This is a genomic window from Paraburkholderia sp. GAS33, assembly GCF_050436645.1.
In the GTDB taxonomy this organism is placed as follows: Bacteria; Pseudomonadota; Gammaproteobacteria; order Burkholderiales; family Burkholderiaceae; genus Paraburkholderia; species Paraburkholderia phenazinium_B.
Genome location: NZ_JBNDMP010000009.1, coordinates 200342 through 223992, shown reverse-complemented (window position 1 = coordinate 223992; position 23651 = coordinate 200342). Strand labels below are relative to the sequence as shown.

Sequence of the window (23651 nt, the reverse complement as noted above, 5' to 3'; positions counted from 1 at the left end):
GGGCAGTCCGCTGCCGGCGTATTGCCGCCACAGGTGCGTGCCGCGGCCTCGACAGAGCACGACGAACGGACTCCACCCGGCACTGCCGCGCTGCACCATCGAAATCTCGTTAACCGCCTTGACATGACCGGACGCGTATCCGATCATTCGATCACCAACAGAGCAATTGTTCGCGCAACGAGCGTTCGCTCACCGCGCGACAAAACTCGAAACGAACCGGAGACACGCAGTGGCAACGCGATTGCAAGGGAAAGTGGCGATCCTCACAGGTGCAGCGAGCGGAATCGGCGAAGCCGTTGCCCGCCGGTATCTGGACGAAGGTGCGCGTTGCGTGCTGGTCGACGTCAAGCCGGCTGACGGCTTCGGGGCAGCGCTGCGCAACGCGGACGGCGACCGGGTGCTGACCATCAGCGCCGACGTCACGCGCCGCGAGGACATCCAGCGCATTGTCGCCAGCACGGTCGAACGCTTCGGCCAGATCGATATTCTCTTCAACAACGCTGCGCTGTTCGACATGCGTCCGATTCTCGACGAATCCTGGGACGTCTTCGACCGCCTTTTCGCCGTCAACGTCAAAGGTATGTTCTTCCTGATGCAGGCCGTCGCCCAGCGCATGGTCGAGCAGGGCCACGGCGGCAAGATCATTAACATGTCATCGCAGGCCGGCCGGCGCGGCGAGGCACTCGTTTCACACTACTGCGCAACCAAAGCCGCCGTACTAAGCTATACGCAGTCCGCTGCACTGGCGCTGGCGCCGCACAAGATCAACGTCAACGGGATCGCACCCGGGGTCGTGGATACGCCGATGTGGGATCAGGTCGACGCGCTCTTCGCGAAATATGAGAACCGTCAGCCCGGCGAAAAGAAGCGTCTGGTCGGCGAGGCGGTGCCGCTCGGCCGTATGGGTGTTCCCGACGACCTGACCGGCGCGGCGTTGTTCCTTGCTTCCGCTGATGCTGATTACATCACCGCACAGACGCTGAACGTCGACGGTGGCAACTGGATGAGCTAACCCGTGGGCCCTTACCTGCTTAACGCCCGTTTGCACAACAACGCAGTAAAACATAACGTACTAGAAAGGAGACAAGTGATGAAAGCAGCCATGAAACCCGCGCTCAAGGCCGTCGGTGCCGCCGCCGTTGCGTGCGCAGCGTTGAACGCCTCGGCCGCGACGGTGACGATCGCGACCTTGAACAACCCGGACATGATCGAGCTGAAAAAGCTGTCGCCGGCGTTCGAGCAGGCCAATCCGGACATCAAGCTGAACTGGGTGATCCTGGAAGAAAACGTGCTGCGTCAGCGCGCCACCACCGACATCACGACCGGCAGCGGCCAGTTCGACGTGATGACGATCGGTGCGTACGAGACGCCGCAATGGGGCAAGCGCGGCTGGCTCACCCCGATCACGAACCTGCCCGCCGCCTATGATCTGAACGACGTCGTGAAGACGGCGCGCGAGGGGCTGTCGTACAACGGCTCGCTGTATGCGCTGCCGTTCTACGTCGAAAGCTCGATGACGTACTACCGCAAGGACCTGTTCGCAGCGAAGGGTCTGACGATGCCGGATCAGCCGACTTATGACCAGATCCAGCAATTCGCCGACAAGCTCACCGACAAGGCCAACGGCATCTACGGCATCTGCCTGCGCGGCAAGGCCGGTTGGGGCGAAAACATGGCGTACGCGACCACGGTCGTGAACACCTTCGGCGGCCGCTGGTTCAACGAGAAGTGGGAACCGCAATTGACGTCGCCGGAATGGAAGAAGGCTATCGGCTTCTACGTCAACCTGCTGCAAAAAGACGGCCCTCCGGGAGCGAGCTCGAACGGCTTCAACGAAAACCTGACGCTGATGTCATCGGGCAAATGCGCGATGTGGATCGATGCGACGGTGGCGGCCGGCATGCTGTACAACAAGCAGCAATCGCAGATCGCCGACAAGGTGGGTTTTGCTGCCGCTCCGACCGAAGTGACGCCGAACGGCGCACACTGGCTGTGGGCCTGGGCGCTGGCAATTCCGAAGTCGTCCAAGCAGGCTGATGCTGCGAAGAAGTTCATCGCGTGGGCCACCTCGAAGGAATACATCGAGATGGTCGCGAAGGATGAAGGCTGGGCCTCGGCGCCTCCGGGAACCCGTCAGTCGACCTATGCTCGTCCTGAGTACAAGGCGGCCGCACCGTTTGCCGACTTCGTGCTGAAGGCGATCGAAACGGCTGATCCGAATCATCCGACGCTCAAACCGGTGCCGTACACCGGTGTGCAGTTCGTCGGCATTCCTGAGTTTCAGTCGTTTGGTACGGTAGTGGGCCAAAGCATCTCGGGTGCCCTCGCCGGACAGATGACCGTCGACCAGGCACTGGCAGCCGGACAGGCTACTGCCGAACGCGCTGTGCGGCAGGCCGGTTATCTGAAGTGACGTGAAACACGCCGGCCGACGCCAGTCGGCCGGCCCTTGCAGCACAGCGGGCCGTCGCGGCTGAGCCGTTACGCCTGAGCCACGTCCCGGTCGCACCCGCTTCGCCGCGACCGGCAGCACCTCGGGCTGAACCTTCAGCCGCGCGTTTACCGCGCTTTACCGAACAGGTGGTCACATCATGCGTCCTCTGCGCCTTCCTCTCATGCATGCCACTCCCCAGACCGAAAAAGAGCGCGAAACGCGCAAAGCCAATTCCGCGCGCTGGTTAGCGGCACCGTCCACCGCTGTACTGGTACTGTGGATGGCGATTCCGTTGGCGATGACGATCTGGTTTTCGTTCTCGCACTACAACCTGCTCAACCCTGATGAAAAGGGTTTTGCGGGGATCGACAACTACAAGTACCTCGCTACAGACCCGTCGTTCGGACCGTCGATCGGACACACGCTCGAACTGATTATCGCCACGCTGGTGATTACGGTAGTGGGCGGCGTGCTGATGTCGGTGCTGTTCGACCGTAAGTTCTACGGCCAGGGTGTCGCACGGCTGCTGGCGATTGCGCCGTTCTTCGTGATGCCGACGGTCAGCGCGCTGATCTGGAAGAACATGATCCTGCATCCGGTCTACGGCCTGATCGCGCAGGGTATGCGCGCCATAGGCATGCAGCCGATCGACTGGTTCGCCGACTATCCGCTCACCGCGATCATCATGATCGTCTCGTGGCAGTGGTTACCGTTCGCGTTCCTGATTTTGTTCACGGCCATCCAGTCGCTCGACCAGGAGCAGAAGGAAGCGGCCAAGATCGACGGCGCGGGTGCCTTCTCGATGTTCTTCTACATCACGCTGCCTCACCTGAAACGGGCGATTGCGGTGGTGGTGATGATGGAGACCATTTTCCTGCTGTCGATCTTCGCTGAAATCTATACGACGACAGGCGGCGGCCCAGGCACGGCGACCACCAATCTGTCTTACCTGATCTATTCGCTCGGCCTGCAACAGTTCGACGTGGGCCTCGCCTCGGCCGGCGGGATTCTCGCGGTGGTGCTGGCGAACATCGTGTCGTTCTTCCTTGTCCGCATGCTCGCGAAGAACCTGAAAGGGGAGTACGAAAAATGAGCCACGTTGCCGCTTCACCTGTTTCGTCGTCGGCCACCTCGTCGAAGAACGCGCCGTGGGCCGTCTTCAAGCGCGCGATTCCTGGTGTGTTCGCATGGCTGATCGCGTTGCTGCTGTTCTTCCCGATCTTCTGGATGACGATTACCGCGTTCAAGACCGAGCAGCAGGCTTATGCGTCGTCGCTGTTTTTCATCCCGACGCTGGACAGCTTCCGTGAGGTGTTCGCACGCAGCAACTATTTCTCGTTCGCGTGGAATTCGGTGCTGATTTCGGCGGGCGTCACGGTGCTGTGCCTGTTGCTCGCCGTGCCGTGTGCTTACGCGATGGCGTTCTTTCCGACCCGTCGCACGCAGAAGCTGCTGCTGTGGATGCTGTCGACGAAGATGATGCCGTCGGTGGGCGTGCTGGTGCCGATCTATCTGCTGTGGAAGAACTCCGGGCTGCTCGATACGGTGTCGGGGCTCGTGATCGTCTACACGCTGATCAATCTGCCGATTGCGGTGTGGATGACCTTCACGTACTTCGCCGAGATTCCGCGCGATATTCTTGAAGCAGGCCGCATGGATGGCGCGGCGACCTGGCAGGAAATTGTCTTCCTGCTGATGCCGATGTCGCTGCCGGGCCTGGCTTCCACGGCGCTGCTGCTGGTCATCCTGTCGTGGAACGAGGCGTTCTGGAGTATCAACCTGTCCAGTTCGAACGCGGCGCCGCTGACGGTGTTTATCGCGTCGTACTCGAGTCCTGAAGGGTTGTTCTGGGCCAAGCTTTCGGCCGCTTCGCTGCTGGCGGTGGCGCCGATCCTGATCGTCGGCTGGCTGTCGCAGAAGCAACTGGTGCGTGGGCTGACGTTCGGGGCGGTTAAATGACCGGTAACCCCGTGACCGGTAACCGGCTGGCGTTGATCTGCGATTGCGACGGTGTCCTGATCGACAGCGAAGCGGTGGCGGCGCGCATGCTGGTGCATGAACTGGAAGCGCGCTGGCCGGATACCGACGTCGAACCGGTGGTGCTGCCACTGCTTGGGTTGCGCATCGAACGGGTGCTCGAAAACGCGGCCGCGCAACTGGGCCGCAGCCTGAGCGCGGAAGACATGGCCTCGATACGCCACGCCGTCGAAGCTGCGGCGATGCAGGCACCTGCAGTCGCCGGCATTGCCGAGGCGCTCGCGCAGATTCCGCTTATCAAGGCATGCGCGAGCAACAGCTTCAAGGCGTATGTGCAAACGGTGCTGGCGCGCACGGGCCTCGAGAAGTTCTTCGATGGCCGGCTGTACTGCGCCGATGCCGTCGCCATGCCGAAGCCCGCTCCGGACGTGTATCTGGCGGCAGCAAAGGGTTTCGGTCTGGCGAGCAGCGCCTGCCTGGTCGTGGAAGACAGCGTCACCGGCGTGACGGCGGCGAGCGCGGCAGGAATGACGGTGCTGGGCTTTATCGGAGGCGGTCACGCGAGCGAGGCGCAGATCGGGGCGTTGCATGCGGCGGGTGCTTCCCACGTATTCGACGATATGACGCAACTGCCCGAGCTGGTGGCGCAATGGACCCAGCGCGCGACGGCGGCATTGCATTGAGAAGGTATCGAGAGGGTTTACGAGCCGGGTGCGGAAAGAGACAGGCACACGCCGCTAGCGGACGCTGTCAAACTGGATTAACGTAGTACGAGAAACATACGGAGACACATCATGGCAAGCTTAACTCTGCGCAACATCAGAAAAGCCTACGACGACAATGAAGTGATGCGCGACGTCAATCTCGACATCGCGGACGGTGAGTTCGTTGTGTTCGTGGGCCCGAGCGGCTGCGGGAAATCGACGCTGATGCGCATGATCGCCGGCCTCGAGGACATCACGAGCGGCGATCTGAATATCGACGGCACGCGCGTGAACGACGTGCCGCCGGCAAAGCGCGGCATTGCGATGGTGTTCCAGTCGTACGCGCTTTATCCGCACATGACGCTGTACGACAACATGGCGTTCGGGCTGAAGCTTGCCGGCACCAAGAAGCCGGAGATCGACGCGGCGGTGCGCAATGCAGCGAAGATTCTGCACATCGACCACCTGCTCGACCGCAAGCCCAAGCAGTTGTCGGGCGGCCAGCGGCAACGCGTGGCCATCGGCCGTGCGATTACGCGCAAGCCGAAGGTGTTCCTCTTCGACGAACCGCTGTCGAACCTCGATGCCGCGCTGCGCGTGAAGATGCGCCTGGAGTTCGCCCGTCTGCACGACGAGCTGAAGACCACGATGATCTACGTGACGCACGATCAGGTCGAGGCCATGACGCTGGCGGACAAGATCGTGGTGCTGTCGGCGGGCAATGTCGAGCAGGTCGGCAGCCCGACGATGCTGTATCACGCGCCGGCCAACCGCTTCGTGGCAGGCTTTATCGGCTCGCCGAAAATGAACTTCATGGAGGGCGTGGTGCAGTCGGTTACGCACGACGGCGTCACGGTGCGCTACGAAACCGGCGAGACCCAGCGCGTTGCAGTGGAGCCGGGCACGGTGAAGCAGGGCGACAAGGTGACGGTTGGGATTCGCCCCGAGCATCTGCACGTCGGCACGACCGATGACGGCGTTTCGGCACGCACGATGGCGATTGAATCGCTTGGGGATGCGGCTTATCTGTACGCGGAATCGAGTGTGTCGCCGGAAGGTCTGATTGCGCGTATTCCGCCGCTCGAACGGCATACGAAGGGCGAGACGCAGAAGCTCGGCGCGACGCCCGAGCATTGCCATCTGTTCGATGCCCAAGGGAAAGCGTTCCAGCGCAAGATTGTCGAGGTACTGGCTGCTTAAGCGAAGAACACAAGGTGCGCCGCGTATAGCCGGCGCATCTTGCCTGTAGCGTTCACGCCTCCAGCGCCGCTCGTGCGCACAACTCGTCGGTCACCAGCCCCGACAGCCATCCGCCTTTGAGCACTGCAATCACCGCCTCGCGCTTGCGCTCGCCGCCGGCGAAGCCAATCGTGGGCCGCCGCGGCGGCGAATCCAGCGCCACGCTGGTGACGCGCTGCCCCGTCGACGATTCGACGTGCCCACCCGCTGCGTCGATCGGCAGACCGAGGATCTCGGCCACCGCCTTGTTTTGCACGAGCTCCTTCACTTCGCTCGACGTAATAAACCCATCCTCGTATAGCGGACAGTGCGGTCCGATGTTGCCAATCCCGACAAACGCCACATCGGCCTCGCCTGTCAGCGATTCGACGATCCGGTACAGACGGTGATTGCACCACTGCGCGCGCTCGGCCTCGCTATCGGCGAGCAGCGGCGCGGGCAGCAGAAAATGCTTGCCGCCGGTCTTCTCCGAAATGTGCAGCGCGACGTCGTAGCGGTTCGAGGAGCCGTCCTGGGCGATCGCCCCGACCATCGATACCAACCGGTGTTGCGGACGCTCCAGCTGGGCGATCTGGTCGACCGCGGCTTTGAGCGTCCGGCCGCTGCCCACCGCGACTACCATTGGCTTTTCTTCGTTCAGATAGCGTTCCATCACCTGCGCGCCGGCGACGGCGAGCTTGCGGTCGACTTCCTCGGCGGTGTCGTTGTCGACCGGTACCACTTCGCACATCGCGAGGCCATAGCGCTTCGACAACTGCTCGGCGAGCGCGAGGCAATCGGCGAGCTGATGATCGACCCGCACGCGGATCAGGTTCTTCTCGACCGCGAACGCGACCAGCCGCTGCGCCACCGGGCGCGACACCTGCAGCTTCTCGGCGATCTCGTTCTGGGTGTTGCCTGCGACGTAGTAGAGCCACGCGGCGCGTGTGGCGAGGTCGAGTTTTTCGTTGGACTTGGGCACGGTGGGCTTCTTGTGGTTTGCGCCGAGGATAGCAGTCTCTCAGTCTGCTGATTCCGGCATGGAGGACGTCATCGCTAAGCCAGCCGCTCGCGCGACGGGTCGAACAGCGGCCGTACATGCCGGTACAGCGTCCGGAAGCCATCCAGCCGCGCGCGCAAGGCCGCGTGTCGCGCCGGGTCCGGGGTGAATTCCATTTCGACCGGGGGTTTGGTGAGCACCTGCGCCGGATCGCCACCTGCCGCCAGCCAGCCGAGGCGGGCCGCGCCGAGCGCGGCGCCGGTTTCGCCGCCGCCGTGCTTGCGGGTGGTGGTGTTCAGCGCGTCCGCCAGTAGTTGCGCCCAGTAGTTGCTGCGCGCGCCGCCGCCAAGCAGTGACAGTCCGCTCGCCTCGGTGCCCGCAGCGCGCAGTGCATCGAGCCCGTCAGTGAGCGCGAAGGTTACGCCTTCGAGCACCGCATAACCGAGCAACGCGCGATCGGTGGCGTGATTCATGCCGAAGAACACGCCCTGCGCATACGGATCGTTGTGCGGCGTGCGCTCGCCGGATAGATACGGCAGGAAAAATGGCGCGCTCGCCAAAGCTTCGGGCGTCAGCGCTTCGACTTCGGCGAGCAGTGTGGGTTCGTCGGTGGACGTGAGCTTGCAGACCCAGCGCAGGCAACTCGCTGCCGAGAGCACCACGCTCATCTGATGCCAGCGGTCCGGAATCGCGTGGCAAAACGCGTGCACGGCGGATGACGGATTCGGCCGGAAGCTGTCGCCGACTACACACAGCACGCCCGAGGTGCCCAGTGAGACAAAGCCGTCGCCCGGTTGCGTCGCACCGATGCCGATCGCGCTCGTCGCGTTGTCACCGCCGCCTGCCGCGACGACGACACCGTCGCCGAGGCCAAACTCATGGGCCACGTCGGCCCGCAAGATGCCGGACGATTCGCTGCCTTCGCACAGACGCGGCATCTGCGAGCGGCTCATGTCGCAGGCGGCGAGCAGCGTGTCGGACCAGTCGCGCTTCGCCACATCGAGCCACAGCGTACCTGCAGCATCCGAAGGATCGGACACCTTGTCGCCGGTCAGCTGCAGCCGCAGATAATCCTTCGGCAGCAGGACATAAGCTGTCTGCCGGAAAATCTCCGGCTCATGGCGTGCGACCCACAGCAGTTTGGGCGCGGTGAAACCTGGCATCGCGAGATTGCCGGCTATCTGGTGCAGTTCCGGCGCACGCTCGGTCAGCTCGGCGCATTCCTCGACACTGCGCATGTCGTTCCACAGGATCGCCGGGCGCAGTACACGGTCCTGCGCATCGAGCAGCACGGCGCCGTGCATCTGCCCCGAGAGGCCAATGCCGCGGATCTGGGCGAATTCGTCGGGGTGCTTCGCGCGCAGCGCAAAGAGGGCGGCGCGCGTGCCTTCCCACCAGTCGGAGGGATTCTGTTCGGCCCAGCGCTGATGCGGACGCGAAACGGTAAACGGAGAGCCTGCCGTACCGATCACGCGTCCGTTTGACGCGAGCAGCAGGACTTTCACTTCGGACGTGCCGAGGTCGATGCCGAGATACATGGGCGCGGAACCTTCGTCGTTGGGGATGCGCTACTGTAGCCGCACACGGCGGTCGATGCCATGGGCGTTAGACCTGACCCGGGACGGCGTGCGGTGGTTCGTGGTGGCCGCGGCAGTGTGTCAAGGAGGCGGGGGCGCGGTGGGCGCGCCCCCGAACCTTAGGCGCGCGTGGCTAGCCACGCATCCACGCGGGCTAGCGCACCGCGCAGCGCCTTCTCCAGATGGGGCGTTTGCGCGAGGCTGCCCCATAGAAGCCGATCGGCGCAGAACGCCTGCAACGGGTCGGGCGCGGCAAAGAATGCGCGCGCAACGCGTTCGTCCATCACACCGTCCTGATACTTGTACGGCAGCTTGCCGGCCTGCCAGCGGTCGAGAAAGCGGAAGAACAGCGAGGGCAGCATGGCCGTGGCCGCCGGCTCGACACCGCGTTCGAAGCACTCGGCGAGGGTCGGGGCAATGAAGCCCGGGATCTTCGAAAAGCCGTCGGCCGCGACCCGCTGATTGGTGTCCTGGATATGCGGATTGCTAAAGCGGTCGAGCACGACGTCGCGATAGCGCGCCAGATCGAGCGGGCTCGGCGTGAGACAGGGGATCACATCCTGTGTGACGTAATCGAAGGCGAACTGGCGGATCTCAGCGTCTTGCGTGCCTTCGTGGATGTAGTTCAGCCCGACCAGCGTTCCGGCCCAGGCAATGCAGCTATGGGTGGCATTGAGGATGCGGATCTTGGCCTCTTCATACGGCACCACCGATTCGACCAGCTCCGCGCCGACCCGCTCCCACGCCGGACGTCCCGCGCAAAAGCGGTCTTCGATGACCCACTGGATAAACGCTTCGCCCATCACCGGCACGGCATCGTCGAAACCGGTGGCCGCCAGCACGCGTTCGCGCACATCGGGGGTGGGTCGTGGCGTGATGCGGTCGACCATCGAGCTCGGCGAGGTCGTATTGGCGTCGAACCAGGCCGCGAGCGCGGCAGCGCCGCTGCGCTCGAGGAACTCGCTCATGCCGGCGTGAAAACGCTCGCCGTTGCTACGCAGGTTGTCGCAGCTTTGCAGCGTCACTGGTCCGGCGTTGCGCTGCATGCGCGCTTCGAGAATCGCTGCCAATGCGCCGTAGATGGTCGTGCGGGCGCCTTTGAGGTCGGCGGCGAGGTCGGCAAGGGCGGTGTCGAGGCGGTCGTGCTCGTCGAGGTAATAGCCGCCTTCGGTGACCGTGAACGCGATGATCTTGCAGGCCGGATCGGCACCCGCTTCGATCAGTCCATCGAGGGTCTCCGACCACGGCACCACGCGCTCGATCGAACGCACCGTCTCATACTCGCGCTCTCCTGCGGGCGTGACGGTTTCGAGCGTATAGACACCGTCCTGCGCCGCGAGTCCTTCGAGCACAGCGTTCATGTCGCCGCGAATATTGCCGACCGTGAGCGACCAGCGCGGTTCGCCTTCCTTGCGTAGCTCGTTGAGGCGGTGTAGATACCACGCCTGATGGGCGCGGTGAAACGATCCCGCGCCAATGTGCAAGATCACGTGGGCGTTCGCGACGCCGCTTTGGCCGCTGTTCATAGGTGTCTCCTTTGTGGATCGGAGTTAGCGCTTTAGCGCTCGTGTCGATCCCTTGCGAAAGTTTTTCACGCACGGTCTACGCGTGCGTTTTCTGGGTGGAGCATTTGCTCTGCATGTGAACGAATGATCGTATCCGGCGAATCGAAAGTCAAGGCGGCAAACGCCTCAATCTGTGGCGCAGCGCCGCGTGGCGGGGCTTCTGCGAGGTGTGCGGAGAGTGGGCAGCGTTGTCTGGTGCCCCTTTGCAGCGCTGTTGCAATGCATCAAATTTGACATTCAAAGCGTCAGGAGTAACCCCGATGCAAAAAAGTATCAGTCTGCGGTCTCATTTTTAGTGGTGCGCGGCGCGTTTGAGGGCTAATTTCCGTTATACAAACCGAAGATCGGCGGCGCGCGCCAGAAATCAGCGCTGCAGCGAGCCGCTTCAATGGAGGAAGACACGTGCAACCCGATCTCGAGCTCGTGGCCGTGCGCCGCGACGAATCGTTCAAGGTGTGGTCTCACGGGTATCCGTACCGCACGGTGCGCTGGCATTTCCACCCCGAATACGAAATCCATCTGATTGTGGCGACGACCGGCAAGGTGTTCGTCGGCGATCACATCAGCAACTTTGTGCCTGGCAATCTGGTGATGGTGGGGCCGAACCTGCCGCACAACTGGGTGAGCGACGTGCCGGAAGGCGAAACCGTTGAACGGCGCAATCTGGTCGTGCAGTTCGGACAGGAGTTCGTCGCGCACTGTATGGAGAGCTTTCCGGAGTGGCGTCAGGTGGAGGCGTTGCTGGCCGCTTCGCGGCGTGGGGTGTCGTTCGGCGCGCAAACCAGCGCGGCGATCCAGCCGCTCTTTATGGAGCTGTTGAACGCGCGTGGCTTACGCCGCATCGTGCTGTTCATGTCGATGTTCGAAGTGCTGGTGAGTGCTCAGGATACCGAACTGCTGGCGAGCCCTGCTTATCAGACGGATCCGACCGGTTTCGCTGCCACGCGCATCAATCATGCGCTGTCCTATATTGGCAAGAATCTGTCCTCGGACTTGCGTGAGTCGGATCTCGCGCAACTGGCGGGGCAGAGCGTGAGCGCTTTCTCACGTTATTTTCGCCGTCATACCGGCATGCCGTTCGTGCAGTACGTCAACCGCATGCGTATCAATCTCGCCTGCCAGATGTTGATGGACGATGAGTTGAGCGTGACCGATATCTGCTACAAGGTCGGCTTCAACAATCTGTCCAATTTCAACCGGCAGTTCCTGCTTGCGAAGGGGATGTCGCCTTCGAAGTTTCGCCGTTACCAGCATCTGAACGACGCGAGCCGCGATGCTTCCGATGAAGCCGCGGCTCGTGGTGACGGTGTTGCTGATGCTCCGGCGATTGTGCCAGCGGTGCAGAAGCGGGGGCGTGCGCGGATATCGGCTGGCGCTTATCGGGCGACGTAGGCGGCTCGATGTTGGTCGCTCGTCCTGCGGTGGTGGAGCGAGCGTCTGCGGGCTAAAGCATCGTCCTCACATGCCACAACTCTGGAAACAGCACCACGTCCAGCATCTTGCGCAGATACAGCGCGCCGCTGGTACCGCCCGTGCCTTGCTTGAAGCCGATGATCCGCTCAACCGTCGTCACATGACGAAAGCGCCACTGCCGAAACGCGTCTTCCAGATCGACCAGCTCCTCGGCCATCTCATACAGCTCCCAATGCTGCGACGGATTGCGATAAACCTCGAGCCACGCTGCTTCCACTGACGCATCGTGCGTGGTCGGCTGGGTCCAGTCGCGCTCCAGCCTCCCGGGTGCAATCGCAAATCCGCGCCGCGCGAGCAGACGGATCACTTCGTCATAGAAGGAAGGCGCTTCGAGCGTGGCCTGCACTTCGGCGAGCACGTCAGGCCGATGCGCATGCGGCTTCAGCATCAGTTCATTCTTGTTGCCGAGCAGGAACTCGATCTGCCGGTATTGATGCGACTGAAATCCGGACGAGCTGCCGAGGTAAGGCCGCATCGCCGTGTATTCGGAAGGTGTCATCGTCGACAGCACGCTCCACGCCTGCACCAACTGCTCCATGATGCGCGACACGCGCGCCAGCATCTTGAACGCGGGCGGCAACTCATCGCGATGCACCGCTTCGAGTGCAGCGCGCAGCTCGTACAACGCAAGCTTCATCCACAGTTCACTCGTCTGATGCTGGATGATGAACAACATCTCGTTGTGATCCGGCGAAAGCGGATGTTGCGCAGACAGGATGGAGCCGAGCGAGAGGTAATCTCCGTAGCTCATCGACTTCGAGAAATCGAGTTGGGCGTTGTGCCAGCCGTTATCGATCTCGCCCGCGCTTTCGTTTTCGTCGTCCGCCGCCTGGACATGTGGCGCTGAGGCAGCGTGAACTGCAGCAGTGCTACCGCTGCCGTGACCAAACGGACAGCCGCCCTGCACCGGCGCAGCAGCAGACTCATCAGGTGAACCAGGCAGCCCCGGCGTTTGCATATGATCGGTCATCGCGCGCTCCTCAGGTCACCGCGCCGCGAGCGGCAAATTCCGGTGCACGCCAGGTCTCTTTGACCAGCACCTCATGCAGCGTTTCGACGGCATCCCACACGTCGACAAAGCGCGTGTACAGCGGCGTGAAGCCGAAGCGCAACACACGTGGTTCGCGATAGTCGCCAATCACGCCGCGCGCAATCAGCGCCTGCATCACTTCATAACCGTGCGGATGTTCGAAGCTCGCATGCGAGCCGCGTTGCGCATGATCGCGCGGCGTCACGAGCGTAAGCGGAAACTCGGCGCAGCGCGATTCGACCAGTTCGATGAACAGATCGGTCAGCGCCAGCGACTTCTGGCGAACCGCCTGCATATCGGTTTGCAGGAACACGTCGAGCCCGCATTCCACGAGCGCCATCGACACCATCGGCTGCGTGCCGCACAGGAAGCGTCCTACGCCGTCATCGGGCTTGTAGACCGGGTTCATCTCGAACGGCGCACGATGACCCCACCAGCCCGACAATGGTTGCGCGAACGCATTCTGATGACGATGCGGCACCCACACAAACGCCGGCGAGCCGGGGCCGCCATTCAGATACTTATACGTGCAGCCCACCGCGTAATCCGCGCCGACACCGTTCAGATCCACCGGCACCGCGCCCGCCGAATGCGCGAGGTCCCACAGCGCCAGCACGCCCTTGTCGTGAATCAGTTTCGTGAGCGCCGCCATGTCGTGCATATAGCCAGTGCGGTAGTTCACGTGCGTGATCATCGCGATAGCGGTGTCGTCGCCGATCGCCGCGGGCAGTTCGGACGGATCGTCGACGAGGCGCAGTTCGTAACCCCGATCGAGCTGCTCGATCAGCCCCTGCGCGATATACAGGTCCGACGGGAAGTTCGAGCGTTCCGAGACGATTACGCGCCGCTTCGGGTCGCGCTCGTTCGCAAGACGCACGGCGGCTGAAAGCAGCTTGAACAGGTTGATCGAAATCGTATCGGTGACGACGACTTCGTTGTGCGCTGCGCCGATCAGCGGTGCGAGCTTGTTGCCCAGGCGCCGCGGCAATGCGAACCATCCCGCGCTGTTCCAGCTGCGGATCAGTCCTTCGCCCCATTCGGCGGCGATCACGGTTTGCGCACGCTGCGCGGCGGCGGCCGGCGGCACGCCAAGCGAGTTGCCGTCCAGGTAGATGGTGGTCGAGGGCAGCGCGAACTGGTCGCGCAGGGCGCCAAGCGGGTCGGCGCGGTCGAGCGCTACGGCTTCGTCACGGTTTTTCATGATGGTCCAGAGTCGAAAAATCAGAATGGGTCAGCCGAGTTCGGCGGCGGGCAGCGCGCGCAGTACGGCGCGCACCGGGCTCGCATCGAGCGTGGCGAATTTGAGAGGCAGCGCGATCAGTTCGTAGTCGCCGGGCGCGACGGCATCCAGCACGATTCCTTCGAGAATCGCCATCCGGTGCGCGCGGATGCGGTGATGCGCGTCCATCGTCTTCGATTCCTGCGGGTCGAGCGACGGCGTGTCGATGCCGATCAGCTTGACGCCGTGCGACGCCAGCAGATCGATCGTCTCCGGCGCGACTGCGCAGAACGCACTGTCCCACGTCGTGGTCGGCGCTTGCTGGTAGGTGCGCAGCAGGACGCGCGGCGGCACACCGTCCAGCGAGCCGGCCACATGCTCGGGCGTGACGACCGGTGTTGCGCCAATGCAATGGATCACGCGGCAGCGGCCCAGATATGCGTCGAGCGGCACTGCGCCAATGGCGGCGCCCTCGGCGTCGTAGTGAAGCGGCGCGTCGGTATGCGCGCCGGTATGTGGCGAGAGCGTGAGCCGTCCGACGTTGACGGGCGAGCCCGCCTCCATGCGCCAGACGCGCTCGATGCCAACCGGCGTATCGCCCGGCCAGACGGGCGTTGCGGTGTCGACGGCGGGGGTGATGTCCCAGAGTGTAGTCATGTCTCCGATGCGCCTTTCTGTATATCTCTCGAATGATAGGCGGGGCGAGATGAAATGTGCTTGCGAAAAAATCTCGTTTTTTGGTCTCCCTTGGAACATAATTTGATGCAAACAGGAAAGGGAGACCGAATATGAACGCGATCTCGCTCGACGCCACCGATTGCCGTATCTTGACGGTGCTTCAGCAAGAGGGAAGGATCAGCAATCTCGACTTGGCAGAGCGGATCTCGCTCTCGCCCTCCGCGTGTCTGCGGAGGTTGCGTTTGCTGGAAGAGCAGGGAGTGATCGAACGTTACCGGGCGTGCCTGAACCGCGAGGTGCTGGGCTTCGAACTGGAGGCGTTCGTGCAGGTATCGATGCGCAACGACCAGCAAAACTGGCACGAGCGTTTCGCCGAGGCGTTAAGGGACTGGCCGGAGGTGGTGGGAGCGTTCGTCGTGACGGGCGAGACTCATTATCTGCTGCGGGTGCTCGCGCACAACCTCAAGCACTACTCGGATTTCGTGCTGCAGCGGCTGTATAAGGCGCCCGGCGTGATGGATATCCGCTCGAACATCGTTCTGCAGACGCTCAAGGAGGATTCGGGCGTGCCGGTGGAACTGGTGCCGGGAGCGATGGCCAGAACCAGCGTGGTTGCAGGCGACTGAATGAAAGCGCGGAGGAAGTCCGGAGAAACGGCGCCGGCAGCATGCCGCGGGCCGACTCCGCGCGCAAATACTCGCGGCCCGGACGCAACATGAGCCGCCTAGAGCGGCTTTAGTCCGTGGAATTCGCCGTTCTGGAACACCAGCGGTGCAATCTCCCCGGCATCCTCACGGATCCCGCAGCGTTCCACTTCCCCAACGAAAATAACGTGGTCGCCTTCCTCGTAGCGGCTGCGGTTGTGGCATTCAAACCACGCTAGCGCACCGTCGAGCACCGGCATCCCGGAATCGCCCGCCGCGTGTGAGACACCCTCGAAGCGGTCACCCTTCACGGTCGCAAAGCGCTTGCACAGATCGAGCTGCGACGCGGCCAGCACGTTGACGACGTAGTGGCTATTGGTCTGGAATGCCGGCATCGACGCTGAACGCGTCGCGAGGCTCCACAGCACGAGCGGCGGCGCGAGCGACACCGAATTAAATGAGCTCGCCGTGATGCCGATCAACCGCCCCGACGCCGCACGTGTCGTAATGACGGTAACGCCGGTGGCGAACTGGCCCAGCGCCTTTTTGAAGGCGAGCTGGTCGAAATTGGGCGGACTGGCGCGCTTCATCGGAAGCAGATCCGCAGGGCCGGCCAAGCGGCCGCATATGGCGCGCGAAGGGTATAAATTGAATCGAAAGTCATGTAGAAAATCGGCGATTTGTCCCAATTTTAACGGAATCGCGGGCGAACTGGCCGCGAACCTTGGCCGATGTCGCCATCAGGCGACCTCAATTCTTTCCAGTTGCCTTCGAGCGCTTTAGCTGCCATGAACCGCCGCCGCAGGCGTGGCCCGCTTCATGCGGGTAGCGGTAAATGTCCGCCGGCGGTCTGGCACGACAGGCGTGAAAAAGGGCGGCGGCGCGGCGAGGCCGCCATATCCGCGGGTGGCAACCAACGAGGAGCAGGCAACATGAATGAAACAGTCGAAACCGCCACCCTTGGCGGCGGATGTTTTTGGTGCCTCGAAGCGGTTTTTCTCGGCGTCGACGGCGTCAATGTCGTGGAGTCCGGCTACGCGGGCGGTCAGACGGAGCGCCCGACTTACGAGCAGGTGTGCGACGGTGTCACCGGGCATGCTGAAGTCGTAAAGGTCGATTTCGACTCGGCACGCATCAGCTACCGCGAGATTCTGGATATTTTCTTCACGATCCACGATCCGACCCAGCTTAACCGGCAGGGCAACGACGTCGGCACGCAATACCGTTCGGTGATCTTCACGCATTCGGACGCGCAACGCGAAACGGCGCTGCAGGCGATTCGCGAGATTGCCGCCGAAGGCATCTACGACGGACAGATCGTTACCCAGGTGCTGCCGCTCGACGGCAACTACTGGCCGGCCGAAGCCTATCATCAGAACTATTTCGCGCAGCATCCGGATCAGGGCTATTGCTCGTTCGTCGTGGCGCCGAAGGTCGCGAAGTTTCGTCAGAAGTTCGCGCATCGGGTCAAGGCGGGTTGAGCGCTGGGTGACCGGCGACGCAGTTCGGCGCGTTCCGGTTTGAGCGCGCGCTGGTTGGGCCCAGGTGCCAGTTGCGGGATGTCAGATGCTCTCAGGGGCTGCCGGTGCCGGTTCGCGGCTTGCCGCTTCGTCCAGCAATCGTGAGTACGCCTCGACAATCGCCCGCGCGAGTTTCACGCAGGTCAGCGGCGCCGAGCCTTCCGCCTTGTTGTTCACGGCGATCAGCACCGGCTGCCCAGCAATCGCGTAGCGGGCGGCCAGTTCGGCCAGTGCTGTGCGGGTGGCCGGATCTTCGTCGACCAGACGGTCGAACGGATCGTACTTTGCCTTCGCCTGTTCGTATTTGAAGCCGCCGTGCAGACTCCAGCGCACGATTAGCGGACCGGTCGGCTCGCCGTCGAGCAACGCAAGCGCCGCTGCCTGGCGCAGCGGGTCGGGCATGCGCGCATGAATCCCTACGCAATATCGCACCCCGGTCGCTTTCAGCGTGCGGATGAAGCGCGGCGTCAGCAGGCATGCGTCGCGTATCTCGACCGCGTAGCGCGTGCCTTCGGGTAGAACCGGCAACGCTGAGAGAAACCCGGCGAGCTGCTCGATGAAGCCGGCGGGGTTCGCCAGCATCTGATCGGGCAATGGCGAGAACTGGAACACAAGCGCGCCGGCCTTCGCACCCAGTCCGTCGAGGCAGGGCCGCACGAACTCGTCGACGGCCAGTTGCGCGTTCAGAAAGCACGGATTGAGCGAGACCGGTTCGCCGCGCTCGGCGCGCACGGTGGCATCGGTGACGAGCGCGGGCGCCTTGACGATGAAGCGGAAATGCTCCGGCACCTGCTGCGCGTAGCGCAGATAGTCAGTGACGGTAAGCGGCGCGTAAAACGAGCGGTCGATGCTCACCGTGCGCAGCAGCGGATGCAGGCCGTATGCGGTCAGACCGTCGCGAGAGAGTTTGCTGTTGCTGTAGTCGTCGCCGTAGACGATGCCTTTCCAGCCAGGAAACGACCACGTGGATGTACCGAGCCGGATCTGCGGGGGTAGCCCGGCGGCGATTTCGAGGACATCGGAAGAGGGTTCGGCGGCGATCACGTCGCGCGAGCGGCGTTTTTTGGGTGCCGTGGCGTCAGACGAGGGCGCCTCGTCCGTGTGGGGTTCCGTTTCAGCCCCGGATTCGGCATCAGCCTCGTCAGCTTCCGTCTCCTCTTCCCATAGCGAAGCGGCCAAAGAGCTTCGCGCTTGCCGCTGCCGGGTCGTGCCGGAAATGCCGCCCGGCGCAGCTCGGGGAGCAGCAGACGAAGAACCGGGCATACCCACCGGCATGCCAAACAGATCCAGTTGCCCGGCATCCGCGTCCGGCGTGGCGGCGCCCTCACTGACCGCGTCCGTCCCCGCCTTCACCTGCGTCACCGACGCAAATTCGCTCGCTCCGCCCTCGTCCATCGATTCCTGATCTTCTCACTGTCAAGGGTTGCGCCGGAACGATCGCGCGGCTGTGGTGCTAGCTCCGGCGCGCCGCATCACAGCGGTTTGTCCTGCCTCTCGTACATGTACCGGCGCGACCACGGCAAGGTCTTCGCGCTGCGGCCGGCCTTGCGGCACACCACCTGGTAGATCGACACGTCGTCGTTTTCGAACGCGTACGCGCAGCCGGCCAGATACACACGCCAGATGCGGAATTTTTCGTCGTCGACGAGCTTGCGTGCTTCTTCCGCGTGGGTTTCGAAATTCTCCGCCCAGATATCGAGCGTGTGCGCATAGTGACGGCGCAGGCTTTCGACGTCAACTGCCTCGAGCCCGCCGCGCTGCATCGATTCGAGCGCGAGGCTGATGTGTGGCAGTTCGCCGTCGGGAAACACGTAGCGATCGATGAACTCACCGCCACCAAGCGCCGTTTCGCCGCTGTCCGAATCGCTCGACGTGATGCCGTGGTTCATTGCAATGCCGTCGTCCACCAGCAGATCGTGGATCTTCTGAAAGTAGCCCGGCAGATTTTTGCGGCCGACGTGTTCGAACATGCCCACGCTCGTGATGCGGTCGAACTGGCCTTCCACGTCGCGATAGTCCTGCAGGCGGATCTCGATCCGGTCTTCAAGCCCGGCGGCTTTCACGCGCGCGGTAGCCAGATCGAACTGGTTCTGCGACAGCGTCACGCCCACGCACTTCGCTCCGAACTTCGAGGCCGCCCGCAGCACGAGGGCACCCCAGCCGCAGCCGATGTCGAGCAGACGCTGCCCTGGCTGCAACTGGATCTTGGTAAGGATGTGGTCGATCTTCTTGATCTGCGCAGTGGCGAGATCTTCATCGCCCTCTTCGAAGTACGCGCACGAGTACACCATGTTCTCGTCGAGCCATAGCTTGTAGAACTCGTTCGAGACATCGTAGTGGTACTGAATGGCTTTCTTGTCCGACGATTTCGAGTGATTGAAGTAGCGCCGCACCCGCGCCAGCTTGCTCGCACTGGTCACGGTGTTGCGTGCCAGCGAGTAGCCGATGTTGATGATGTCCGACAGCTTGCCTTCGATGTCGATCTTGCCCTTCACGTACGCCTCGCCCAGATTGTCGAGGCTCGGTTCGAGCAGGTAGGGCAACGCCGTTGCGCTCTTTACGTGCAAGGTGACCTGGGGCGCGGCAAACTGCCCGAAGTCGTGTTGCTGGCCGTCCCACAGAACAAGGCGTGCTGGCAGGTTCGCCCTGGTTTTTACGTCTTCAACCCACTGCGCCAGCTTCTTCTCCCAGAACATGTGATTTCTCCGTGTCCGATGAAATACAAAGCAAAGCTTTTCAGGTCGCTGCGTGCCTTGGCGTCACTCCCACACCGAATGGCCGCGCGATCCTGCCGGTGCACGCGCAGCTTGCAAGGCTAGCGCGCCGGCGTTGTTATAGGTTCAGGGCGATAGCCGGGCGATTTGCCAGTCGCCGTCTTGCACCGCACGTGTGTAGAGCAGCCGGTCGTGCAAACGCGACGGCCTGCCCTGCCAGAATTCTATGGCATCCGGAACCAGCCGGTAGCCGCCCCAGTGAGGCGGCCGCGGCGGTTGATCGCCGTACTTCGCGCTAATTTCTTTCTCTCGCGCTTCGAGCACCGCGCGGCTTTCAATTACCTGACTTTGATCCGATGCCCATGCGCCAATCCGCGAACCGAGCGGGCGCGATTGGAAGTACTGATCGCTTTCGGCGGGACTTGTCTTCACGACCTTGCCCTCGATGCGCACCTGGCGCTCGAGTTCGATCCAGTAGAACAGCAGGCTCGCATGCGGATTGTCCGCGATTTCGCGGCCTTTACGGCTGTCGTAGTTGGTGAAGAACACAAAGCCGCGCTCATCGACGCCCTTGATCAGCACAATTCGGGCCGAAGGCCGGCCGCGCGAATCGACCGTGGCGAGCGTCATCGTATTGGGTTCGGGCAACTGGGCATCGAGCGCCTGTGCGAACCATGCTTCGAACTGGCGAACCGGGTTGTGGTCGACATCGCCGACGTCCATTGAACCTAGCGAATAATTTTTCCGAAGTTCGGCGAGTGAGGTCATGTTCTTATGCGAACGCTACAGTTCATCCAGTATAGCCAGGGAACAACTTTTCTGCGTGCGCGGTGACAACCCGTGCAGGCGCTAAAGCCACGGTTCGCGCAGGGCTGCAGCGTTCATGGCCACGTGATCAGGCAAAATAGCGGATTGGCACATGCGCGCGATTCGCTTCTGTGTTTCCCCGCTTCTTTGTCCGCCTCCATGTCCGTTTTCGACGAGCCCCCGACCATGTCCACGCCTGGCACTGCCGCGCCTTCCGATCTTACTACCAGCCCCGGCGGCTTTGAAGCCGCCGACCACGTGCGGCGTTTTGGCGGCATCGCCCGGCTGTACGGCGCGCCGGCACTGGCGGCGTTCGAGCGTGCGAGCGTCGCGGTGATCGGGATTGGCGGCGTCGGCTCGTGGGTGGCCGAGGCGCTGGCGCGCAGCGCGGTGGGCTCGCTGACGCTGATCGATCTGGATAACGTGGCGGAGAGCAACACCAACCGGCAGATTCACGCGCTCGACGGCAACTACGGCAAGCCGAAAGTCGACGCCATGGCTGAGCGGATTGCGCAGATCAATCCGCTATGCGACGTACGTCTCGTTGAAGACTTCATCGAGCCGGATAATTTTGCGGCGCTGCTGGGCGGCGGTTTCGATTACGTGATCGATGCAATCGACAGCGTGCGTACCAAAACCGCGTTGATCGCATGGTGCGTCGAACAGGGGCAGCCGCTGATCACGGTGGGCGGCGCCGGCGGCCAGCTCGATCCGACGCGCATCCGCATCGACGATCTGGCGCTGACGATTCAGGACCCGCTGCTCTCGAAGGTGCGCGCGCAATTACGCAAACAGCATGGGTTCCCGCGCGGGCCGAAGGCGAAGTTCAAGGTGAGCGCGGTGTATTCGGACGAGCCGCTGATCTACCCGGAAGCGGCGGTCTGCGATATCGATGAGGTCGCCGAGCACGTTACAACCTCGCCAGGTTATGCCGGGCCGGTCGGGTTGAACTGTGCGGGGTTTGGCTCGAGCGTGTGTGTGACGGCGAGCTTCGGTTTCGCCGCCGCAGCCCATGTGCTGCGCGCGTTAGGGCAGCGGGCGGCGGCGGCTTAGCGCCTTTAGGTTGCCTTGCGGCTCAAGGGTTCTCCGCTCCTCAGAACAACGCCGCGCTGAGCTTGCGCCGCCACTGCGAGACGATTTCCGGCTGGTGTGCGGCCAGATCGAACACCGACAGCATGGTCTTGCGGCCAATATCGTCGCGGAACGTGCGGTCGCGCTGCACGATGGCGAGCAGATGCTCGAGCGCGCCAGCATAGTTACGCCGCGCAATCAGCGCGCTAGCGAGGTCGAAGCGTGCTTCGAGATCGCCAGGCTCGGCGGCCACACGCGCTTCTAGCGCGTCGGTGGGCGGCAGGTCGGCCGCGGCATCGACCGCGTCGAGGCGCGTCTTGATCGCGTTGAAGCGCGCGTCGATACCCTGGGTGGTTTTCGGCGACAGCAGATCGACCTCGTTGCGGGCCTCGTCGATGCGGTTGTCTTCCAGCAGCAGCTCGATCAGGTCGAGGCGGGCGTCGTCATAGCCCGGATCGTAGGCAAGCGCTTCCTTGAGTGCGTCGTATGCATCTTCGCGATGGCCTTCGGCGAGAGCGGCCTGCGCTTCGGCGCGTGCGGCGTCGGCGCCCTGCGGCACCAGCCGGTCGAGAAACTCGCGCAACTGACCTTCCGGCAGCACGCCGACGAACTGGTCGACGGGACGGCCGTCAGCAAACGCCATCACGTGCGGGATGCTGCGCACCTGGAAGTGCGCTGCCAGTTCCTGATTCTCGTCGACGTTCACCTTCACCAGGCGCCATTTGCCGGCATACTCGGTTTCGAGTTTTTCCAGCATCGGCCCGAGCGTCTTGCACGGGCCGCACCACGGCGCCCAGAAGTCGACCAGCACGGGGGCGAGCGTCGAGGCGGCGATAACGTCTTTTTCGAAAGTGGCCAGACTTGTTTCCATTGCATCCTCGTCGGTATAACGGTTCGTCCCGCTAGATGGGGGCGAATGCGGTGGGTTCAATGCGCACGGGCTGGGTTCACGGCGGGGGTGGAATTGGGTGTCTCCGTCGACACCCGCGCGTTGCCACACCGCTACGCGGCTGCACCGCCCGAAGCACTCAGTGCGCTTTCCGCTCGGGCAGCGGAATCCACTCCGTTTCGCCGGGCACCTTGCCCATTTCCTGATTCGTCCACGCGAGCTTGGCCTTCTCGATTTTCTCGCGCGAACTGGCGACGAAATTCCATTCGATGAAACGTTCCCCGTCCAGCTTGTCGCCGCCGAGTACCATCACGGTGGCGCCGTTGCTGCTGGCGAGCGTGACCGTTTCATCGAGCGCCAGCACTGCCATCGTGCCGACTTCGAGCGGCGTCCCGTCGATCTCCAGATCGCCTTCCACCAGATAGACGCCGCGTTCCTCATGTTCCGGTTCCAGCGCGAACGCGCTGCCGGGCGTGAAATGCGCGGCCACGTAGAGCGTGCCCGAGAAGGTCGTGACCGGCGCGGTCTGGCCGAACGCCGTGCCGGCGATCACGCGCAGCGTGACGCCGTTGCGTTCGATCTCGGGCAGCGTGGCGGCGGCGTGATGCTCGAAGGACGGCTCGGTATCTTCGTGATCCAGCGGCAGCGCGACCCAGGTCTGGATGCCGTGCATGGCGAGGCCGCTCGCGCGGTCTTCGTTGGGTGTGCGTTCCGAATGGACGATGCCGCGGCCGGCGGTCATCCAGTTGACGTCGCCAGGGACGATTTTCTGCTCCGAGCCGATGCTGTCGCGATGCATGATCGCGCCTTCGAACAGATACGTGACCGTGGCGAGGCCGATGTGCGGATGCGGACGGACATCCAGGCCGACGCCGGGTTCGAGCACGGCGGGGCCCATGTGATCGAAGAAGATGAACGGCCCGATCAGGCGCGCGGCCAGCGCCGGCAGCACGCGACGCACGCTCAGGCTGCCTACGTCTCGCAGATGGGGCTTGAGGACTGCTTTGATCGAGGAGGACATGGTCACGCTCGTTGGGGAGGATTGGGGTCATTCTACTGGTGTGCGGGGGAGGATGTTGTTTGGCGGCTTTCGACGAAGCGAGGTTGCTCCGCTAAACTCTCTCTTCCGAC

General features: G+C 63.0%; 22 protein-coding genes. 10 read left to right on the top strand and 12 right to left on the bottom strand.

Annotated features, from left to right (window positions below; all coding sequences use genetic code 11):
- Window positions 1–229: 229 nt before the first annotated feature.
- The 6 genes from P3T24_RS26040 (at window position 230) to P3T24_RS26015 (ending at window position 6315) form a co-directional block, all read left to right on the top strand.
- Window positions 230–1012: an L-iditol 2-dehydrogenase gene (locus tag P3T24_RS26040; RefSeq protein ID WP_074263478.1), complete on the top strand. Its 783-nt coding sequence runs from the start codon at window positions 230–232 to the stop codon at window positions 1010–1012.
- A 78-nt stretch (window positions 1013–1090) separates the two neighbouring features.
- Window positions 1091–2413 carry an ABC transporter substrate-binding protein gene (locus P3T24_RS26035; RefSeq protein WP_429439192.1) on the top strand — a complete coding sequence of 441 codons (1323 nt, stop codon included), beginning with the start codon at window positions 1091–1093 and terminating at the stop codon, window positions 2411–2413.
- 178 nt (window positions 2414–2591) lie between these two features.
- Window positions 2592–3527: a carbohydrate ABC transporter permease gene (locus P3T24_RS26030; RefSeq protein ID WP_074263480.1), complete on the top strand. Its 936-nt coding sequence runs from the start codon at window positions 2592–2594 to the stop codon at window positions 3525–3527.
- Window positions 3524–4393, top strand: coding sequence for a carbohydrate ABC transporter permease (locus P3T24_RS26025; protein WP_074263481.1), 870 nt, complete (start codon window positions 3524–3526; stop codon window positions 4391–4393). The genes P3T24_RS26030 and P3T24_RS26025 overlap by 4 nt, the downstream gene beginning before the upstream one ends.
- Window positions 4390–5094: an HAD family hydrolase gene (locus tag P3T24_RS26020; RefSeq protein WP_429439189.1), complete on the top strand. Its 705-nt coding sequence runs from the start codon at window positions 4390–4392 to the stop codon at window positions 5092–5094. The genes P3T24_RS26025 and P3T24_RS26020 overlap by 4 nt, the downstream gene beginning before the upstream one ends.
- Window positions 5095–5205: 111 nt before the next feature.
- The gene (locus P3T24_RS26015) at window positions 5206–6315 is read left to right on the top strand and encodes an ABC transporter ATP-binding protein (RefSeq protein ID WP_074263483.1); all 1110 of its coding nucleotides are present in this window, start codon (window positions 5206–5208) and stop codon (window positions 6313–6315) included.
- A gap of 52 nt (window positions 6316–6367) precedes the next feature.
- Here P3T24_RS26015 and P3T24_RS26010 read toward each other — a convergent pair whose 3' ends face one another.
- The 3 genes from P3T24_RS26010 to dalD all read right to left on the bottom strand — a co-directional run bounded on the left by P3T24_RS26010 (window position 6368) and on the right by dalD (window position 10436).
- A complete protein-coding gene (locus P3T24_RS26010; RefSeq protein ID WP_074263484.1) occupies window positions 6368–7315 on the bottom strand; it encodes a sugar-binding transcriptional regulator in 948 nt (315 codons plus the stop codon).
- A gap of 74 nt (window positions 7316–7389) precedes the next feature.
- Complete coding sequence (xylB, locus tag P3T24_RS26005) at window positions 7390–8871, bottom strand: xylulokinase (RefSeq protein ID WP_429439187.1); 1482 nt, start codon at window positions 8869–8871, stop codon at window positions 7390–7392.
- Window positions 8872–9029: 158 nt separating this feature from the next.
- Window positions 9030–10436 (bottom strand): D-arabinitol 4-dehydrogenase, encoded by a 1407-nt coding sequence (gene dalD, locus P3T24_RS26000; RefSeq protein WP_429439184.1) that lies wholly within the window; start codon window positions 10434–10436, stop codon window positions 9030–9032.
- A gap of 441 nt (window positions 10437–10877) precedes the next feature.
- Here dalD and P3T24_RS25995 point away from each other — a divergent pair, with 441 nt between their 5' ends.
- Complete coding sequence (locus P3T24_RS25995; protein ID WP_074263487.1) at window positions 10878–11867, top strand: AraC family transcriptional regulator; 990 nt, start codon at window positions 10878–10880, stop codon at window positions 11865–11867.
- A gap of 52 nt (window positions 11868–11919) precedes the next feature.
- Here P3T24_RS25995 and kynA read toward each other — a convergent pair whose 3' ends face one another.
- Genes kynA through kynB form a run of 3 tightly spaced genes read right to left on the bottom strand, consistent with a single transcriptional unit; the run spans window position 11920 to window position 14854 of the window.
- A complete protein-coding gene (kynA, locus tag P3T24_RS25990) occupies window positions 11920–12918 on the bottom strand; it encodes a tryptophan 2,3-dioxygenase (RefSeq protein ID WP_429439180.1) in 999 nt (332 codons plus the stop codon).
- 10 nt (window positions 12919–12928) lie between these two features.
- A complete protein-coding gene (gene kynU, locus P3T24_RS25985) occupies window positions 12929–14179 on the bottom strand; it encodes a kynureninase (protein WP_429439177.1) in 1251 nt (416 codons plus the stop codon).
- A 30-nt stretch (window positions 14180–14209) separates the two neighbouring features.
- Window positions 14210–14854 carry an arylformamidase gene (kynB, locus tag P3T24_RS25980; protein WP_429409304.1) on the bottom strand — a complete coding sequence of 215 codons (645 nt, stop codon included), beginning with the start codon at window positions 14852–14854 and terminating at the stop codon, window positions 14210–14212.
- 131 nt (window positions 14855–14985) lie between these two features.
- On the opposite strand from kynB, the gene P3T24_RS25975 reads away from it, so the two are divergent.
- On the top strand, window positions 14986–15501 hold the full coding sequence (locus P3T24_RS25975) for an Lrp/AsnC family transcriptional regulator (protein ID WP_074263491.1): 516 nt from the start codon (window positions 14986–14988) through the stop codon (window positions 15499–15501).
- Window positions 15502–15599: 98 nt separating this feature from the next.
- On the opposite strand, the gene P3T24_RS25970 is transcribed toward P3T24_RS25975, so the two are convergent.
- Complete coding sequence (locus P3T24_RS25970; protein ID WP_429286823.1) at window positions 15600–16109, bottom strand: flavin reductase family protein; 510 nt, start codon at window positions 16107–16109, stop codon at window positions 15600–15602.
- A gap of 342 nt (window positions 16110–16451) precedes the next feature.
- Between P3T24_RS25970 and msrA the strand changes: the two genes are divergently transcribed.
- Window positions 16452–17000: a peptide-methionine (S)-S-oxide reductase MsrA gene (gene msrA, locus P3T24_RS25965; protein WP_429439175.1), complete on the top strand. Its 549-nt coding sequence runs from the start codon at window positions 16452–16454 to the stop codon at window positions 16998–17000.
- Window positions 17001–17081: 81 nt separating this feature from the next.
- Here the strand turns inward: msrA and P3T24_RS25960 are convergent, their stop codons facing one another.
- The 3 genes from P3T24_RS25960 to pdxH form a co-directional block, all read right to left on the bottom strand.
- Window positions 17082–18434 carry a DUF72 domain-containing protein gene (locus P3T24_RS25960; RefSeq protein ID WP_429439172.1) on the bottom strand — a complete coding sequence of 451 codons (1353 nt, stop codon included), beginning with the start codon at window positions 18432–18434 and terminating at the stop codon, window positions 17082–17084.
- Between the two features lie 77 nt (window positions 18435–18511).
- Window positions 18512–19735: a class I SAM-dependent methyltransferase gene (locus P3T24_RS25955; protein ID WP_429286826.1), complete on the bottom strand. Its 1224-nt coding sequence runs from the start codon at window positions 19733–19735 to the stop codon at window positions 18512–18514.
- A gap of 144 nt (window positions 19736–19879) precedes the next feature.
- On the bottom strand, window positions 19880–20521 hold the full coding sequence (gene pdxH / locus P3T24_RS25950) for a pyridoxamine 5'-phosphate oxidase (protein ID WP_429439169.1): 642 nt from the start codon (window positions 20519–20521) through the stop codon (window positions 19880–19882).
- Between the two features lie 225 nt (window positions 20522–20746).
- Between pdxH and tcdA the strand changes: the two genes are divergently transcribed.
- Window positions 20747–21613 (top strand): tRNA cyclic N6-threonylcarbamoyladenosine(37) synthase TcdA, encoded by an 867-nt coding sequence (gene tcdA, locus P3T24_RS25945; RefSeq protein ID WP_429439167.1) that lies wholly within the window; start codon window positions 20747–20749, stop codon window positions 21611–21613.
- Between the two features lie 40 nt (window positions 21614–21653).
- On the opposite strand, the gene trxA is transcribed toward tcdA, so the two are convergent.
- Window positions 21654–22502, bottom strand: a complete 849-nt coding sequence (trxA, locus tag P3T24_RS25940) for a thioredoxin (RefSeq protein ID WP_429439164.1) — start codon at window positions 22500–22502, stop codon at window positions 21654–21656.
- A gap of 157 nt (window positions 22503–22659) precedes the next feature.
- Entirely contained in the window at window positions 22660–23541 is an 882-nt protein-coding gene (locus tag P3T24_RS25935) for a pirin family protein (RefSeq protein WP_429439161.1), read from the bottom strand.
- Between the last annotated feature and the right edge of the window lie 110 nt (window positions 23542–23651).

Coding starts and splice junctions, on each gene's coding strand:
- kynA (WP_429439180.1), bottom strand. CDS start 12,918: ATGACCGATCATATGCAAACGCCGGGGCTGCCTGGTTCACCTGATGAG.
- P3T24_RS26035 (WP_429439192.1), top strand. CDS start 1,091: ATGAAAGCAGCCATGAAACCCGCGCTCAAGGCCGTCGGTGCCGCCGCC.
- P3T24_RS26025 (WP_074263481.1), top strand. CDS start 3,524: ATGAGCCACGTTGCCGCTTCACCTGTTTCGTCGTCGGCCACCTCGTCG.
- kynU (WP_429439177.1), bottom strand. CDS start 14,179: ATGAAAAACCGTGACGAAGCCGTAGCGCTCGACCGCGCCGACCCGCTT.
- tcdA (WP_429439167.1), top strand. CDS start 20,747: ATGTCCACGCCTGGCACTGCCGCGCCTTCCGATCTTACTACCAGCCCC.
- trxA (WP_429439164.1), bottom strand. CDS start 22,502: ATGGAAACAAGTCTGGCCACTTTCGAAAAAGACGTTATCGCCGCCTCG.
- P3T24_RS25970 (WP_429286823.1), bottom strand. CDS start 16,109: ATGAAGCGCGCCAGTCCGCCCAATTTCGACCAGCTCGCCTTCAAAAAG.
- P3T24_RS25935 (WP_429439161.1), bottom strand. CDS start 23,541: ATGTCCTCCTCGATCAAAGCAGTCCTCAAGCCCCATCTGCGAGACGTA.
- P3T24_RS25955 (WP_429286826.1), bottom strand. CDS start 19,735: ATGTTCTGGGAGAAGAAGCTGGCGCAGTGGGTTGAAGACGTAAAAACC.
- P3T24_RS26020 (WP_429439189.1), top strand. CDS start 4,390: ATGACCGGTAACCCCGTGACCGGTAACCGGCTGGCGTTGATCTGCGAT.
- xylB (WP_429439187.1), bottom strand. CDS start 8,871: ATGTATCTCGGCATCGACCTCGGCACGTCCGAAGTGAAAGTCCTGCTG.
- P3T24_RS25975 (WP_074263491.1), top strand. CDS start 14,986: ATGAACGCGATCTCGCTCGACGCCACCGATTGCCGTATCTTGACGGTG.
- kynB (WP_429409304.1), bottom strand. CDS start 14,854: ATGACTACACTCTGGGACATCACCCCCGCCGTCGACACCGCAACGCCC.
- P3T24_RS26030 (WP_074263480.1), top strand. CDS start 2,592: ATGCGTCCTCTGCGCCTTCCTCTCATGCATGCCACTCCCCAGACCGAA.
- pdxH (WP_429439169.1), bottom strand. CDS start 20,521: ATGACCTCACTCGCCGAACTTCGGAAAAATTATTCGCTAGGTTCAATG.
- dalD (WP_429439184.1), bottom strand. CDS start 10,436: ATGAACAGCGGCCAAAGCGGCGTCGCGAACGCCCACGTGATCTTGCAC.
- msrA (WP_429439175.1), top strand. CDS start 16,452: ATGAATGAAACAGTCGAAACCGCCACCCTTGGCGGCGGATGTTTTTGG.
- P3T24_RS26015 (WP_074263483.1), top strand. CDS start 5,206: ATGGCAAGCTTAACTCTGCGCAACATCAGAAAAGCCTACGACGACAAT.
- P3T24_RS25960 (WP_429439172.1), bottom strand. CDS start 18,434: ATGGACGAGGGCGGAGCGAGCGAATTTGCGTCGGTGACGCAGGTGAAG.